Annotated in this window: 13 protein-coding genes; 5 read left to right on the top strand and 8 right to left on the bottom strand. The window is 45.8% G+C overall.

Annotation, left to right across the window (positions count from 1 at the left end):
- Positions 1-3 precede the first annotated feature (3 nt).
- The 3 genes from U0358_RS11035 to U0358_RS11045 form a co-directional block, all read right to left on the bottom strand.
- Positions 4-756: a sulfite exporter TauE/SafE family protein gene (locus tag U0358_RS11035; RefSeq protein ID WP_322406292.1), complete on the bottom strand. Its 753-nt coding sequence runs from the start codon at positions 754-756 to the stop codon at positions 4-6.
- Positions 757-871: 115 nt separating this feature from the next.
- Positions 872-1504: a peroxiredoxin gene (locus U0358_RS11040; RefSeq protein WP_322407477.1), complete on the bottom strand. Its 633-nt coding sequence runs from the start codon at positions 1502-1504 to the stop codon at positions 872-874.
- A gap of 32 nt (positions 1505-1536) precedes the next feature.
- The gene (locus U0358_RS11045) at positions 1537-2433 is read right to left on the bottom strand and encodes an MBL fold metallo-hydrolase (protein ID WP_322406293.1); all 897 of its coding nucleotides are present in this window, start codon (positions 2431-2433) and stop codon (positions 1537-1539) included.
- A gap of 238 nt (positions 2434-2671) precedes the next feature.
- Here U0358_RS11045 and U0358_RS11050 point away from each other — a divergent pair, with 238 nt between their 5' ends.
- Both U0358_RS11050 and U0358_RS11055 read left to right on the top strand, forming a co-directional pair.
- Positions 2672-3547 (top strand): MBL fold metallo-hydrolase, encoded by an 876-nt coding sequence (locus U0358_RS11050; RefSeq protein WP_322406295.1) that lies wholly within the window; start codon positions 2672-2674, stop codon positions 3545-3547.
- Between the two features lie 14 nt (positions 3548-3561).
- A complete protein-coding gene (locus U0358_RS11055) occupies positions 3562-5292 on the top strand; it encodes a bifunctional protein tyrosine phosphatase family protein/NAD(P)/FAD-dependent oxidoreductase (RefSeq protein WP_322406296.1) in 1731 nt (576 codons plus the stop codon).
- Positions 5293-5354: 62 nt separating this feature from the next.
- Here U0358_RS11055 and U0358_RS11060 read toward each other — a convergent pair whose 3' ends face one another.
- From U0358_RS11060 to U0358_RS11080, 5 genes are all read right to left on the bottom strand, one after another.
- The gene (locus tag U0358_RS11060; protein WP_322406297.1) at positions 5355-6998 is read right to left on the bottom strand and encodes an amino acid ABC transporter ATP-binding/permease protein; all 1644 of its coding nucleotides are present in this window, start codon (positions 6996-6998) and stop codon (positions 5355-5357) included.
- Positions 6995-8665, bottom strand: a complete 1671-nt coding sequence (locus U0358_RS11065) for an ABC transporter ATP-binding protein/permease (RefSeq protein WP_322406298.1) — start codon at positions 8663-8665, stop codon at positions 6995-6997. Before U0358_RS11065 ends, U0358_RS11060 begins: the two co-directional genes overlap by 4 nt.
- Positions 8666-8676: 11 nt before the next feature.
- Positions 8677-9684: a cytochrome d ubiquinol oxidase subunit II gene (gene cydB / locus U0358_RS11070; protein ID WP_322406299.1), complete on the bottom strand. Its 1008-nt coding sequence runs from the start codon at positions 9682-9684 to the stop codon at positions 8677-8679.
- Positions 9685-9695: 11 nt separating this feature from the next.
- Positions 9696-11078, bottom strand: coding sequence for a cytochrome ubiquinol oxidase subunit I (locus tag U0358_RS11075; RefSeq protein ID WP_322406300.1), 1383 nt, complete (start codon positions 11076-11078; stop codon positions 9696-9698).
- Positions 11079-11144: 66 nt separating this feature from the next.
- Positions 11145-11702 (bottom strand): Tll0287-like domain-containing protein, encoded by a 558-nt coding sequence (locus U0358_RS11080; RefSeq protein WP_322406301.1) that lies wholly within the window; start codon positions 11700-11702, stop codon positions 11145-11147.
- Between the two features lie 176 nt (positions 11703-11878).
- Here U0358_RS11080 and U0358_RS11085 point away from each other — a divergent pair, with 176 nt between their 5' ends.
- The 3 genes from U0358_RS11085 (at position 11879) to U0358_RS11095 (ending at position 15420) form a co-directional block, all read left to right on the top strand.
- Entirely contained in the window at positions 11879-12367 is a 489-nt protein-coding gene (locus U0358_RS11085) for an Mpo1 family 2-hydroxy fatty acid dioxygenase (RefSeq protein ID WP_322406302.1), read from the top strand.
- Positions 12364-13635: a mechanosensitive ion channel family protein gene (locus U0358_RS11090; protein ID WP_322406303.1), complete on the top strand. Its 1272-nt coding sequence runs from the start codon at positions 12364-12366 to the stop codon at positions 13633-13635. The genes U0358_RS11085 and U0358_RS11090 overlap by 4 nt, the downstream gene beginning before the upstream one ends.
- A 90-nt stretch (positions 13636-13725) precedes the next feature.
- Complete coding sequence (locus U0358_RS11095; RefSeq protein WP_322406305.1) at positions 13726-15420, top strand: alkaline phosphatase D family protein; 1695 nt, start codon at positions 13726-13728, stop codon at positions 15418-15420.
- Positions 15421-15468 lie beyond the last annotated feature (48 nt).

Raw genomic sequence — 15468 nt, forward strand, 5'->3', positions numbered from 1 at the left:
TTTTCAAGCCACTGATTTTACGATCACAAAAATTCCCATTAACACTAGAAACACTGCAAACCCTCTTTGCAACTTTTCTTTCGGTAAACTGCGGCCAATTTTTGAGCCAAAAGCACTGCCAAAGACACCACCGAGGATCATAATTCCAATGATTAACCAGTCGAATTGAACATCGTTTGATGACATCACTGCGTAATATTTAAAGAAACCAGCAATAGATTTAATGACAATAATTAGCAAACTTGTACCAATAGCAACCGGCATAGACAGACCGGCCAACAGAACGAGTGCGGGAACAATCAGAAACCCGCCGCCGACACCGACAAAACCAGTAATGATACCGACGACAAAGCCTTCTAAAGTTACCTTCGCATAATTCATCGAATACACATGCGCCGGCGGTTTTGGCCTGCTTCTCCACATCAATCCAGCTGCTACAATCATTAATAAAGAGAAGGTCAGCAGTTGCCAACGACTATCGACCAAAGTTCCTAACCATGCACCACCATATGTACCTACCATGCCTGGAATACCAAACACCCAAAAGTGCCGCCAACTGACATTCTTACGACGAACGTAAGAAATCGACCCAAATAAGCTGATACCAGCAACAATTAACAACGAAGATGCAATGGACTCCCCAGCCGGCATGTCCACTAAATACATCAGCACCGGAACAGTCAGAATGGAGCCTCCAGAGCCAAATAACCCCAAACTCAGGCCAATAACTACAGCTCCCAATATTGCGATTAGCATTTTCCACCCCTGGATATTCCATAAAAGAATATGATTATAACTAATTTGAATTACAAAAAAAGGCCGCGTTCACACACGACCTTTCCAACTGTGGTCACATTTTTTTATGTCGCTGTTATTTATCCAAATCGGTCAAGCGCAAGTATGAACGAAGCGTTTCCCAACCTTGAGGAAACTTAACTTTGGCGTCTTCATCAGAGACACTCGGACGAATGATTACTGACTTACCTGGCTCCCAATCGGCCGGGCACGCAACTTCATGTTTATCGGTGGTCTGCAGAGCATCAATCACTCGCAAAATTTCCGCAAAATTACGACCGACTGTCATCGGATATGTCATCGTCAAACGAATCTTTAAATCCGGATCGATAATATATACTGAACGAATAGCGGCGTTGTCATCCTCGTCTGGGTGAATCATGTCGTATAGCTCAGCAACCTTTTTCTCTTTATCTGCGACAATTGGAAACTCTAATACAGTATTTTGAGTTTCGTTAACGTCTTTGATCCAGCCCAGGTGCTCATCAACTGTATCCGTTGAAAGTCCTAGAGGCTTCACATTACGCTTAGCAAACTCGGGTGCCAACTGAGCAGTTCGTCCCATTTCAGTAGTGCATACCGGGGTGTAATCTGCCGGGTGGCTGAAGAAAAAAGTCCATGACCCTTTTGCCCACTCATGAAAGTCAATGGTTCCGGTTGTTGTTTCAATAGTAAAATTCGGTGCAATACTACCTATACGTAAACTCATCATGTTTTCCTCTTTTTGAAAAATATTGCCAATTAAAATTTATTCGCTGGAATTTTGAAGTAATGCTCTCCATCATTCTCAGCCGGTGGTAATTTACCTGCTCGCAGATTAACCTGCAGCGCATGTAGCATTCTGTCCGGTAATGCGAGTGTCGCGTCACGCTCATCGCGGACTTTGCGGTATTCCTCTTCTCTCACGCTACCTGACAAATGGACATTCGATTCTTTGTGTTGTGCAACAGTTGCTTCCCATTGTGCTTCGCGCCCACCTTTACCATAGTCATGTCCAACAAAAAGTCGGGTATTGCCTGGTAAGCTTAAGATCCGTTGCAACGAATCCCATAATTCCTTCGAGGAGCCTCCCGGGAAGTCAGCCCGGGATGTGCCGCTATCCGGATACATAAAGGTGTCGTGAACAAAAGCCGCATCACCGACAATATAAGTAATTGAACCTAATGTGTGTCCAGGTGATAACCAAACTTCCACCTTCAGGTCCCCGATTTTGAAGCTGTCCCCTTCCTCAAAAAGGTGATCAAAATCTTTGCGAGGATCGAACAGGCCAGAAACGTTGTAATAGTCACTCCAAAGCTTGGCTATAGCACAAGTCTTTTCACCGATAGCATTCGGTGCCCCGGTTTTTTCTTTCAAATAATGTGAAGCCATCAAATGATCCGCGTGTGGGTGAGTATCCAATACCCACTCGATGGTTAATTCATTATCTTTTGCTAGCTTCAGAACTTCGTCAGCGCTTTCATAGGATGACCGGGCACTGCGAGGATCAAAGTTTTGTACCACATCAATTAAAGCGGCTTTCTTGGTCGCCGGATCAGCAACAATATACTGCACTGAGCCGGTATCTTTTTCATAAATACCCCAAACATCAGGGGACTTTTTGCCGGTTGATGGACTTTTGCGAATAATGCTTGTCATATGCACCTCCTTTAATTTGGTTATAAGCATATAACAAAAAGCTATTATATCAAGGGAAGCGGGAGTCCGTAGCAACGATTGCTTTAATCGATATTTTAGATTAATTAAATAGTTCTAATGGAAAGAATATTTATAACTGATTGTTATTTGATCGCAATCATCATAACGAGTACCTTTAACTAAAAGTTATATACTTATCACTTATTGGAATAAGAAGCATTTAATAGAGGCTAGAGATATGTCACAGGATCAAAAACCATTGGTTAAACACTTTTTCGATGAACCAACTAACACCTATAGTTACGTTGTCAGAGACCCCAACTCGGAGTACTGCGCCATCATCGACTCGGTACTTGACTTTGACTACGCATCAGGCCGCACAGACACCCGTTCAGCAGAAAGTATTCTTAACTATATTGATGACAATAACTTGACCGTTGACTGGATTCTTGAGACTCACGTTCATGCAGATCACTTATCTGCAGCCCCTTACTTGCAAGAAAAAACAGGGGCTAAGCTGGGTATTGGTGAACACATAAAGACCGTCCAGGATACGTTTGGTAAAGCATTCAATGCAGGCACTGAATTTGCACGCGACGGCAGCCAGTTCGACCACTTATTTGCCGATGGAGATAACTTTACTATCGGAAACCTGAGCGCTCACGTAATACACACTCCTGGTCATACTCCGGCCTGCCTCACTTATGTTATAGGTAACGCCGCTTTTGTGGGTGACACATTGTTTATGCCGGACTATGGCACTGCACGCTGTGACTTCCCAGGTGGCGATGCAAAAACATTATACCGCTCAATTCAGAAAGTATTCGCATTACCTGATGAAACCCGACTATTCATGTGCCATGACTATAAAGCTCCAGATCGCGAACACTATGCTTTTGAAACCACTGTTGGAGAAGAAAAGAAAAACAATATTCACGTTGGCGCCGGTAAAACAGAAGAGGATTTTGTAAAAATGCGTACTGAGCGTGATGCAACGTTAAACATGCCACGTCTTATTTTACCTTCCGTTCAAGTTAATATGAGAGCTGGCCAATTACCACCCGCCGAAGAGAATAACCAACGTTATTTAAAAATTCCTTTAAACCTTTTTTAAAGGGGAGACTACTTATGGATATTCGGAACCTTAGCCCTTTTATCAGTGTTTCTTCCCAGATTACCCCAGAAGATGTTGATACAGCTGCTTCAATGGGCTTTAAAACCATTGTTTGCAATCGCCCTGACAATGAGAGCGAAGGCCAGGTAAACTCCCAGGCAATTAGGTTAGCAGCCGAGGAAAATGGACTCGCGTTTGAACATTTACCTGTCCTTTCCGGGCAAATAACAGATGGCGACGTTACAGAGTTTCAGTCCCTTATAAAAAAAGTTCAGGACCCCATACTGGCCTACTGCCGAACAGGAACTCGTTCTTGTACTTTGTGGGCTCTCGCAGAAGCTCACTTCACCCCTCCAAAAGCTATTCTTGATATCGCTCAGCAAGCTGGTTATGACCTTAACGGGCAACTTTCTCGCCTAGAAGAAAGAAACCAACAGCCACACTCGACTTCAAAGCGATCAATTTTCCACAGCGTGGTCATAGTGGGCGGTGGTGCTGGGGGACAAGCCGTAGCTGCGAGTTTATTGAAACGTCAACCAAGCCTGGACATCGCTATTATTGAACCTAATCAAGCTCATTATTATCAACCTGGCTGGACATTGGTCGGTGGCGGCGTTTTTAAGCCAGAGCAAACGCAACGCCCAATGAACTCGGTTATGCCAAAGCAAGCCAAATGGTATCAAACGACGTTAAGCCAGTTTGTTCCAGAGCAACAGCAAGTCGTGTTGGAAAATGGAGATATCCTTGGATATCAGACATTAGTTGTAGCTACCGGGCTTAAACTTGACTGGGACGCGATACCCGGACTGCGTGAAAGCCTTGGCAAGAACGGAGTGACCTCGAATTATCACTTTGATTTGGCACCATACACTTGGAAACTAGTGCAGTCGTTAAAGTCCGGTAAAGCTCTTTTTACACAACCTCCAATGCCCATTAAATGTGCAGGGGCACCGCAAAAAGCTATGTATTTGTCTTGTGACGAATGGCATCGCGGTGGTGTTCTAAACGATATTTCTGTCGAATTCTGTACCGCAGGTGCCGCACTTTTCGGAGTCAAAGACTATGTACCGGCCCTGGAGAAATACGTAGAAAAGTACGGCATCAAACTAGCCTTCCAAAACAAGTTGGTTAAGGTTGATGGACCGAATCAGCAAGCCACGTTTGAGGTTACCGACGTCGAAGGCAATGTCAAAGAAGTGGTTAAGTCCTTTGATATGCTGCACGTCTGTCCACCACAAGCTGCACCTGATGTTATTGCTTCAAGCTCCATAGCCGATACTGCAGGCTGGGTCGATGTAAGCCCCGAAACTCTTCAACACAAACGCTATAGAAATATCTTTGCTGTCGGGGATGTGTCCAATTCACCCAATGCAAAAACTGCTGCCGCCGTTCGAAAACAAGCCCCTGTGGTAGCCGAGAATATTATCTCAACGCTCGCAGGTAATCCGCCAATGGCACTTTATGAAGGTTACGGATCATGCCCACTAACAGTAGAGCGTGGAAAAGTTGTACTGGCCGAATTCGGTTATGGTGGTAAATTACAACCAACCTTACCTAAATGGTTGGTCAATGGTACCCAGCCCTCAAGGGTTTCATGGTTTCTTAAAGAAAATATGCTGCCCTGGATCTACTGGGATCTTATGCTTAAAGGAAAAGAGTGGCTAGCAGCTCCGAAGCATTTAATTCATACATCAGAGCCTCAGTCTGTGCCCGAGGCTTGTGATTTTAAAGAAAAGAAAAAGTAACTATCGAGTTTTGAACTGGGGTAGCTACTATCCTGTAGTTACCAACAGTTATATAGTGTTTCCTATAAAATAAGGCGTTGCCCTACCGGAATTTCGGCATTGATTTCGTCGGTACTTACATGACTAATAATAATCCATGTTTTGTCTTCTTTTTCCGCCACCAGTCGCTCCAGTATGTCTTTAACTAAATGACGCTCAATACCTGCAAATGGCTCATCCAGAACAACCACCGGTTTATCCTGCAACAGTACTCTTGCCAGCGCCAACCGGCGCAATTGTCCACCAGATAGCTGTATTCCCCGTGGGCCTATCCTGGTATCCAGCTTCTCTGCTAAGGAAGCGATTTTTTCATCGAGATGCACCAGCTTTAGCACCTTCCAGTACCAACTCTCTGCCAAAGGTAGGCGTTTTGGATTTAAGTTATCACGGACCGAGGCATCGAATATCTCGGTTTCCTGAGTTAAATAACTGGCTTCAGTTCGCAAGCAAACGTCGGGTGTTGTCGTTATCTCACCTTGTATCCAATTGTCTGGGTAAAGCCCCATTAAAACTTCAGCCAGAGTGCTTTTCCCAATTCCCGATGCACCCTCAACCCAATGCACTACCCCCGGTTCAAAGCTTATGCTCAGGTTCTCAAAAAGCGGCCGTTGTTGACGCCAGACCGTGAGCTCATTCAGTTGAATGGTAACGGCTCTAGCTCGCCCTTTGCTTTTACGCTTTCCCGAACGGAGCGATTCACCCGGCTGCTCGGCTTTTTCTGACTTTAATAAACGTCTTGCCGCCGCTAATGTATTGCCGTAACCCGCCCATTGCATAGGCAGCTCGCTTGCCAGTTCCTGCCAGGCAAGTGCAGACAAAGCTAACATGATGACTTCTGCAGAGCCTATCTGACCTTGTTCAAACTGCACTAGCGCTAAGACCAAAACCAGCAAAGCGACTAATTGAGCGGTAACATCAGTAATCCACTGGGTTCGTTGTTGAAGTTGTAACTGCTCTACTTCCAGCTGTTCCAATACCTGTGATTTATTCAACACATTTACTGCTTGCGAGTCGTAACAATCCCAGGCACTCAGCTCTGTCACCGAGTCAGCAAAGCTCATGGCGCTATCGCGTAACCTTTGCTGCTTTATTAAAGATTTAACCGCCAGCTTTCGGCCTTTAATCGCCAATCGCAATACAAAGAAACCTGTCGTAAATGCTGCAGACACCAACACCAAACTCAACCAGGCATTGTAGAAAGACCAGAAAATCGATAATAGTAGGGTTGCCAGAACAAAAACCAGTGCCGGCATAACCAGACGGATGAGCAAGTTATCCATTGCATTTAAATTTCGAGTCAATTGCTGAACAGTGTCAGAAACGCGGAAACCTAAGGTTTTATGCAGCGGTATTTTCTGCAATAAACGAAACAAGGCCACTCGCCAGCGCGCCTGTAGCTTCAGTACTAAATCGTGATTCAGAAGGCGCTCGAAGTATCGGCTTACAGTGCGGGCTACAGCGAAAAAACGTATCCCCCCACCAGGAGTATAAATATCGAACCCGATATATAACGCAGCAGCTGTAATAAACCAGCCTGATAGCGACAGTAAGCCAATCCCAAATAACGCTGTTGCTAAGGCTAAGGTAATACCTATAACCAGCTGTACGCGATAGCTACTAAGTTGCTTTAGCCAGGGTTTCAGCAGACGCCCGTCTTTTCTTATCATGCCGTTTCCCCTGACATGGCAATGTTCAAACACTGATCAGCAGCTCTTTTTAACTTGGGGTCGTGACTAGCCGCGATGACCGTTACGCCCTTTTGGGCCAAACGTTTAAAAGCTTGTCGAATTGCTTCTGCTGAAACCTCATCTAAGTTCTCTGTCGGTTCATCAGCAATAATTAAATTTCGACCGGACAGCATACAACGAGCCAGCGCAACGCGGCGACGCTCGCCTCCGGACAAGCCCATCCCCTTCTCGCCAAGACGCGTATCTAACCCGTCAGGTAGTTGAGCTAACAAGGAACCCAAGTTTAACTGGCCAAATACATTAATGATGTCGACGTCAGCATAGGTTTGATACTGATTTACATTGTTACGAATGGAGCTTGCGGTTAAAAAAGGTTGCTGAGCAAAGTAAGCGACGCGCTCTTTGCCAAAGCTCTCATGCAGTTCGAGAACTCCTAAATAGGGCTGTTGGCCAAGAAGAACTCTAACTAGAGTGCTTTTTCCGCTGCCTGAGGGGCCACTAACAACGGTTAAAGTTCCGGCATTTATATCAGTATCTGGATACTGAATTACTAATTCAGGCGTTAACTGAACCGCCAAATTTTGCCAATGAATTGCCGTTTTAGAAGACTCAGCACGGCCCGGCTTATGTAAGGTTTTTGCTTCTTTTAAAGTTTCAGACATAGGAGGTTCAGCCAGCATACTGGCAGCACCAATCGCAGCTGCTCGATCATGATAACTCTGCGCAAACTGCCGTAACGGCGCAAAATATTCAGGCGCTAGTAGTAAAACGAACAACCCGCTGAACAACGTCAGCTCGTCGGCTCCGAGCCAGCTAATATAGCCCAATAAACCAAAACCAACATAGAGAGCCACCCCAGCAATAGCCACACTAGAGAAAAACTCCAATACTGCAGAAGAAAGAAAAGCAATCTTTAAGGTCGACATTGTCGCCTGCCTATACTCCTCGCCTGCAGCTGCAACATCTGAGAGCGCTTCAGAGCCTGCATCGAACAGCTGAATGGTAGCTAAGTTACGCAATTTATCAGTAAATATCCGACTCAGGGCGTGAGTTTGCTGCGCGTGTTTTTGGCTCAAACGCTCGGCACCAATTCCTACCAAAGCCATAAATAAAGGGATAACCGGTCCGCTGAGCAAAAGCAAAAAACCGACCACTGGGTTAATATAAAAGCAGGTGATTAATATGACTAGCGGCGAAAAAACCACCAGGTATTGTTGCACCAAGTATCGATTAAAATAGCCTTTAAGTGCTTCTACAGGCTCCAGCTGCAAGGCACCGTCGGCAGCACTTGGCGGCATACCTGCATCGGTCTGTCTGCGCCAGCGTTCAAGCAATTGCTTGCGCGCAATTTGAGTAGCTTGAAAAGTTGCTTGCTGGAGAAAGTTTTGTTGCCAGTAAGGAGCACTGGCTCTTATTAAGGTACTGACAATTAAGCCGCCCCAGACATAGGCTAAGCTTTCTACTGGCCGGTTATCAGCCAATACCGCCTGCGCGACATAAGCCATGCATCCAAGTTGCACAACGATTGCGAAGGTTTTTAGCAAACCAAACAAAAACGCCCACTGAATGGGGCGTTTTACTTTCACCGCTAACTTTTTCAAATAAAGTGAAGCGGCCTCTAATTCTGGACTGAGTTTCGCACTCATTAACTTGAGCCTTAATGATAACCCTGGTCAGCTTTGACCTTACCGCGGAATACCCAGTATGTCCAAGCTGTATAAACTAAAACAATGGGAATAACAAACAGCAGACCCAGTAGTAAGAATAGCTGAGACTCATGCGCTGAAGCCGCATCAGCTAAGGTGTAACTCGGTGGAACTACGTAAGGCCATTTGCTGGCTAATAGCCCCAAATACGTAAAAATAAACAAGCCCATTGTGGCGACAAATGGCGTACCTTCACGTTTATTATTAACGGCATTAAAAATCCAGTAAGCGCAGGCTAACCCTAATATGGGCAGTAACCAAATTGGTGTAAAACCACTAAACCAGCGTTCTGCCACAAACGGGTCAACAAAGGGCGTCCATACGCTAATAATTCCGAAAATGATTAATACAGCAGCTAACAGAGGTTTAACTAATCGGTAAGCCCATGCCTGAGTTTCACCTTCAGACTTCATGATCAACCAGGTTGCACCCAGTAGTGCGTAGCCCGCAACCAGTCCCACCCCGGTCAATACGGTAAACGGAGTCAGCCAATCAAGAGCGCCGCCAACGTAGCGCATATTCTCTGTTTCAAAACCTTGTATGTAAGCGCCCACTACCGCGCCTTGAGCAAAAGAAGCAACCGTTGAACCTATTGCAAAGGACCAGTTCCACAAGTATTTTGACGTGTGCGCTTTAAACCGGAATTCAAAAGCAACACCGCGGAAAATAAGTCCGGCGAGCAATAGGAATACCCCGATATATAATGCCGGCAGGAAAATGGTATAAACCAACGGGAAGGCGGCTAACAGACCTGCCCCACCTAATACCAGCCAGGTTTCATTGCCATCCCAGACGGGTGCAACTGAGTTCATCATAATATCCCGATCGTGTTCACTTGGAGCGAACATGAACAAGATGCCCTGGCCTAAATCAAAACCATCCATCAACACATACATGATGACGCCAAAAGCAATGATTCCGGCCCATATATAAGTTAAGTCAAAAATTGGTTCACTCATCATTACTATCCTTAATCAAAGCTAGCTTCAGCGGCTGACATAGGGCGTTTGGGGCGATGTTTATCGTCCTCATGCTGCTCGGTACCTTCGGTTCCACCTCGAATGACACGAGTTAAGTAGTAAGCACCAGCTGCGAATACACAGGCGTATACAAGGAAGTAACCAATAAGCGTGAACAGTGCCATACCTCCCGTAAGTGATGGTGTAAGGCCTTCTGCATGAGTCATTTCACCATAAATTACATAAGGCGCCCGACCCACTTCAGTCACAAACCAACCTGCCAGTACAGCAATAAAAGGACTCAAAGTCATTAAACGCAATGTTTGTAAGTACCAGCGACTCTTCATATAGGCTCGTTTGCGCCGTAAAAAGAGACCGACCACTGCGACCAAGACCATCAGAAGGCCCATAGCAACCATAATCCGGAAAGACCAGAATACAATAGGGACATTAGGTTGCAGTTCTGGCGGTTTTTCCTTAACGCCGGGTATTTCGCCATCCCAGTCATGAGTCAGAATATAACTGGCCAGCTTGGGGATACCCACTTCGAAGTGATTGGTCTGCTGTTCTTGATCCGGAATAGCAAACAGTAGCAACGGAGCGCCTTTTTGCGTTTCCCAGTTGCCCTCCATAGCAGCCACTTTGGTTGGTTGATGCTCAAGAGTATTAAGGCCGTGCAAATCACCAATAAACACTTGTAATGGTGTCAGGAACAGCAACAACCATAAGGTCATAGATAAGGCCTTCCGGTGCAGCTCGGTGTCACGTTTCTGTATTAAAAACCATGCACTTACACCGGCAACGACAAATCCGCCTGTGAGAAAAGACGCGAGGCCCATGTGCGCGAACCGATACCAGAACGAGTCATTAAAAATAGCATCGGCCCAACTGACAACATGATAAATCCCGTCGCGAACTTCTACCCCTCCGGGTGTCTGCATCCAACTATTCGCGGACAAAATCCAGAAAGACGAAATAAAAGTCCCGATAGAAACCATTAGCGCAGCAAAAAAGTGGACGCCATTAGGCACTTTTCCTCGGCCAAAAAGTAATACACCTAAGAACGCAGCTTCCAGGAAAAAGGCAGTTACGACCTCGTAACTTAATACCGGCCCCAGGAAGTTAGCTGTCGCGAGAGAAAAGTTACTCCAGTTGGTACCAAACTGAAATGACATGACAATGCCAGACACTACGCCCATGCCGAAAACAACAGCAAAGACCTGCGTCCAAAAGGCACCTAACCGTTCCCATTTGGGGTCATTCGTTTTAAAGGCAAGCCCATAAATTAACGCAATATAAGAAGCCAGCCCAATGGTAAACACGGGAAAAATTGCATGAAAAGAAACAACAAACGCGAATTGAATTCGCGAGAGTAACAACGGGTCAAGATCCATGGCGTGATCTCCTGATTATGTGACTTTCAATAAGCTTAAATAATAACCATATTAATTCAATGGTTATTATTTTTGATTTTTTGACTTAACGACAAAAGCACCCCGAATTTCCCCGACTTCGAACCCCGTAGCTTGGTCATTTGGGTAACGTTCGTTAATTGCTTGCTTAAGCTCAGGTTCAACTGATGAACCATGGCAAGCCGCGCATTGTGGTTGCATTACAATGGCTTTCATCCAGACTTTATGGCCATTCTCATCCACATAGCTCGCGGTCGGTGGCTTACCTTTAGCCTGGCTCCAGAGCTGTTCAAACTCTCTCAGCACTCGCTCTTGTTCTGCATTAGGCTCGTTACCTGGGTTGCGAACTCTCAGCGCTGTTCGACCAACTGTTACGCCAAGCTCATCACTAACTGCATCGGCTATCGCCGGAGCTTGTTCATTACAGACATTAATAGCAGCGACATGACCTTCATTCTGGATAGTACCCATTAGTACTTTACCCAGTCTTTGTTGCAGATTTTTGGCTGCAAGTTGATAAGTTTCGTCATCGGACGCTGAGCTACTTGTAGAAAAAGCCATTATGAAAATAATAAAAGACTTTAAAATAAGCTTACTAACTGACATGTTGAGCTCCTGAGGTGAATCACTGTATTATGTTATAAGCTTATTCCTTTAAGTTCTATATATTTAACTGAGGCAATTTGTCGCAGATCAAAAAAAACAGTAAATAAACACAAATTGACATCAAACCATGTAGGTAGCAATCTAAGCCTTTATTTTGTTACCAAGCGGCACAGACTATGAAAACCATCGTTGATCACCTGGCACAGTATGCGGCTTATCATCGGAACCGTAAGAATGTCATGACTCATCTTGTCGGTATTCCGCTGATTGTTGTCGGCATCATTAGTTTATTATCGCGGCCTGCGCTACCCTTGGACTACTTTTTGATTGCCCCTGCCAACTTAGTTGTTCTGGCAGCGGTTATTTTTTATATACGTCTGGATATCACATTAGGTTTGCTCATGACCATTTTGCTATGGCTGTCGCTGTCGATAGGCCGCGACATAGCCGCATTACCAACCAGCTTGTGGCTGAGCTGGAGCATTGGTCTATTTGTTATTGGCTGGGTGTTTCAATTTATCGGTCATTATTTTGAAGGACGCAAACCAGCTTTTGTTGATGATATTATAGGGTTAGCCATTGGCCCCTTATTCGTCGTAGCAGAGGTCGTATTTATGTTGGGCTTTAGAAAGGACTTAAAAGCAGCGGTGGAACAAAAATTATGATGGAACTGGATTACCCGCAGTGGTTTCATGATTGGGCGAGCTCACAACCCTGGGCTTATACCATTAGTGCGTGTGTTATCCTGGCAATTGCCGTTTGGGTATCCCAGCTCATAACTCAGCAAATTTTGCTGCGGGGTGTTTCCCGGCTTCTGTCACAGACAAAGCTAGGCAGTGACCCCGGAATTGGCATACGGACTATTGTTCACCGTTTAGCTCAGGTTGTTCCCGCTTTAGTGCTATCCGCCGGTATCTATCTGGTACCCGACCTGCCCGACAACGTTACTACCGTCATACGAAATGTCAGTATTGCTTACTTAATACTCACTCTGGCTCGTTCGTTTAGCGCAGCCATGACCAGCGTTAACGAAATATACAGCCGGCAGCCCGACGCGCATACAAAACCAATAAAGGGTTATCTGCAAATAGCGAAAATAGTAGTCTATGTGGTGGCGACCATTCTCATTATTGCCTCACTGCTGGACCGCTCTCCGGTTATTCTGCTGTCGGGAATTGGCGCCATGGGTGCAGTGGCTATGCTGGTATTTCAGGACACCATTTTATCATTAGTTGCCAGTATCCAGCTCTCATCTAATGACATGCTTCGTGTAGGTGATTGGATTGAGATGCCCCAGTTAAACGCTGACGGCGATGTCATTGATGTCGCACTGCATACGGTTCGGGTACAAAACTGGGATAAAACTATCACCAGCATCCCGACCAAACGCCTGATTTCCGAGTCGTTTAAAAACTGGCGGGGCATGCAGGAAAGCGGCGGTCGCCGCATAAAGCGAGCCTTGTATATTGACCAGAACAGCATTCATTTTTTGTCCGAGGAACAGAAGAAAAAGCTCAAACGCTTCTCGTTGCTAAATGAATACCTAGCGCAAAAAGAAAAAGATATTTCAGAGTGGAATTCAAACCTTGAGCAAACCGGAGCTGACCCGATTAATGGTCGTCAGGTCACTAATATTGGTACCTTTCGCGCCTACGTAAAGCAGTACCTCATTAGCAGACCAGACGTTCATAAAGGACTGACATTAATGGTGAGACAGTTGAATCCAGGCCCACAAGGCTTACCTATTGAAATCTACTGCTTTAGCAATGACACAGCATGGGAAATTTACGAAGGTATTCAGTCGGACATTTTTGATCACTTGTTTGCCATACTGCCACAGTTTGATTTACAGGTTTTTCAGGAAACCTCAGGGCAAGACGTGCGCTCAGCTGTACAAACACTAGAGCTTAAACCCAAAAGTGGTGATGAATAATTTAACACTAAACTAAAACGTTATTGTCATTAAGTTTTCATGTTTGCGGAGTAGTTTCTTTTACTCTGGGAAAATGCATGGAGTAAAACAGTGAAGCAATTTAATCGACGTGACTTTTTAAAGCTATTTGCAGCAACGGGCGCAGCAGTCACCGTATCAACAGCATTACAGGGCTGTGCAAGTATTGGCAAAGCCAGTGAGCGCAGCTCCGTCAGGTTTGACCACGGCGTAGCCAGTGGCAACCCGACTTCTAACGCTATTTTGTTGTGGACTCGCGCCGTGCCGGAAAATAGCGCAGAACAACAAGTAACGCTGGGCTGGGAGCTGGCCTCAGATGAAAACTTTTCAAATATCATTCGCTCTGGAACGGCCACAACAAGCGCCAGTCGCGACTACACAGTCAAGGTCGACGTTACTCAATTATCGCCAAACCAACGCTACTACTACCGTTTTTTAGGTAAGAGCAACCACAGCCTTACCGGTAAGACACAAACGCTTCCTGAATCTGGCTTAAGACCAGTAAAGTTTGCGGTTTTTTCCTGCTCTAATTACCCAGCCGGTTACTTTAACCCATACTCCGAAGCGGCAAAGGACGACTCAATTGATGCAGTCATTCATTTAGGTGACTACATTTACGAGTATGGCGCAGACGGCTACGCCACCGAAGGTTCAAAAGAAATCGGCAGAGGTTTACCCGACAACAACAATACCGAACTCTTTACCCTGACTGACTACCGCCGCCGCTACGCGCTTTACCGCACCGACGAAGGGTTACAGGCACTGCACGCACACGCCCCTTTCATTGCCGTTTGGGATGACCATGAAATTAGCAATGACACCTGGAAAAACGGCGCAGAAAACCATCAGGAAGATGAAGGCAGCTTTATTGAAAGACGCGCAGCCGCGGTTCAGGCGTACTATGAATGGCTGCCTATTCGTCCGCCGCGGGGCGAAGCCAACCTCACTATTTATCGTGATTTCAAATTCGGTGACTTAGTTGATTTGATCATGCTGGATACCCGCATTATTGGACGTGACAAGCAACTGAATTACGATGATTACCGCGACGCAGAAAGCGGCCAGTTCAACACTAAAAAATTCCAGCAGGACATGTCTTCCGACCGCAGTATCATGGGCAAGAAGCAGTTACAGTGGCTAGTTGATAAACTGAATAACAGCTCAGCGCGCTGGCAAGTTTTGGGTCAACAACTGCTAATGGGGAAAATGAACTTTCCTGCAGCTGCGTTTGAAGCCGGTGACCGCAGTAAAGTCGCACCACTGTTGTTGCAAATAGCAGAGCTTAAGAAGCGCCTGCAGAAAGGCGAGGAGTTAACACCGCAGCAACAAGCGATGGTCACTCAGGTTACCCCTTATAATCTCGATGCATGGGACGGCTACCCTATTGAACGTGAAATGCTGTACCGGGCAGCGCAAAAAGCCAACAAACAACTGGTGGTTATTGCCGGTGACACTCACAACGCCTGGCACAGCGAACTGCGCAGTTCAGATGGTGCCCACATTGGCGTGGAATTTGCGACGTCTTCGGTCTCGTCTCCGGGAATGGAAGCTTATTTAAGCCTTGATGCAAAAACCGCAGGCCAGCTGGCCAAAGCACTGCCTACCCTTATTGACGATCTAAAATATACGAACCTGCATCAGCGCGGTTATATGAATCTGTTTGCATCCGAGGACGCGGTAGAAGCAGAGTGGGTGTTCGTGGACACGATTCGTAGCAAAGACTATCGGGTAGTGAATACACACAAAGCGCGTTATACGGGAAGCTAATCTCTATTTCGTAAAATAAAAAAGGGAACCGTGACACAGGTTCCCTTT

Source organism: Idiomarina sp. PL1-037, assembly GCF_034422975.1.
Lineage (GTDB): Bacteria > Pseudomonadota > Gammaproteobacteria > Enterobacterales > Alteromonadaceae > Idiomarina.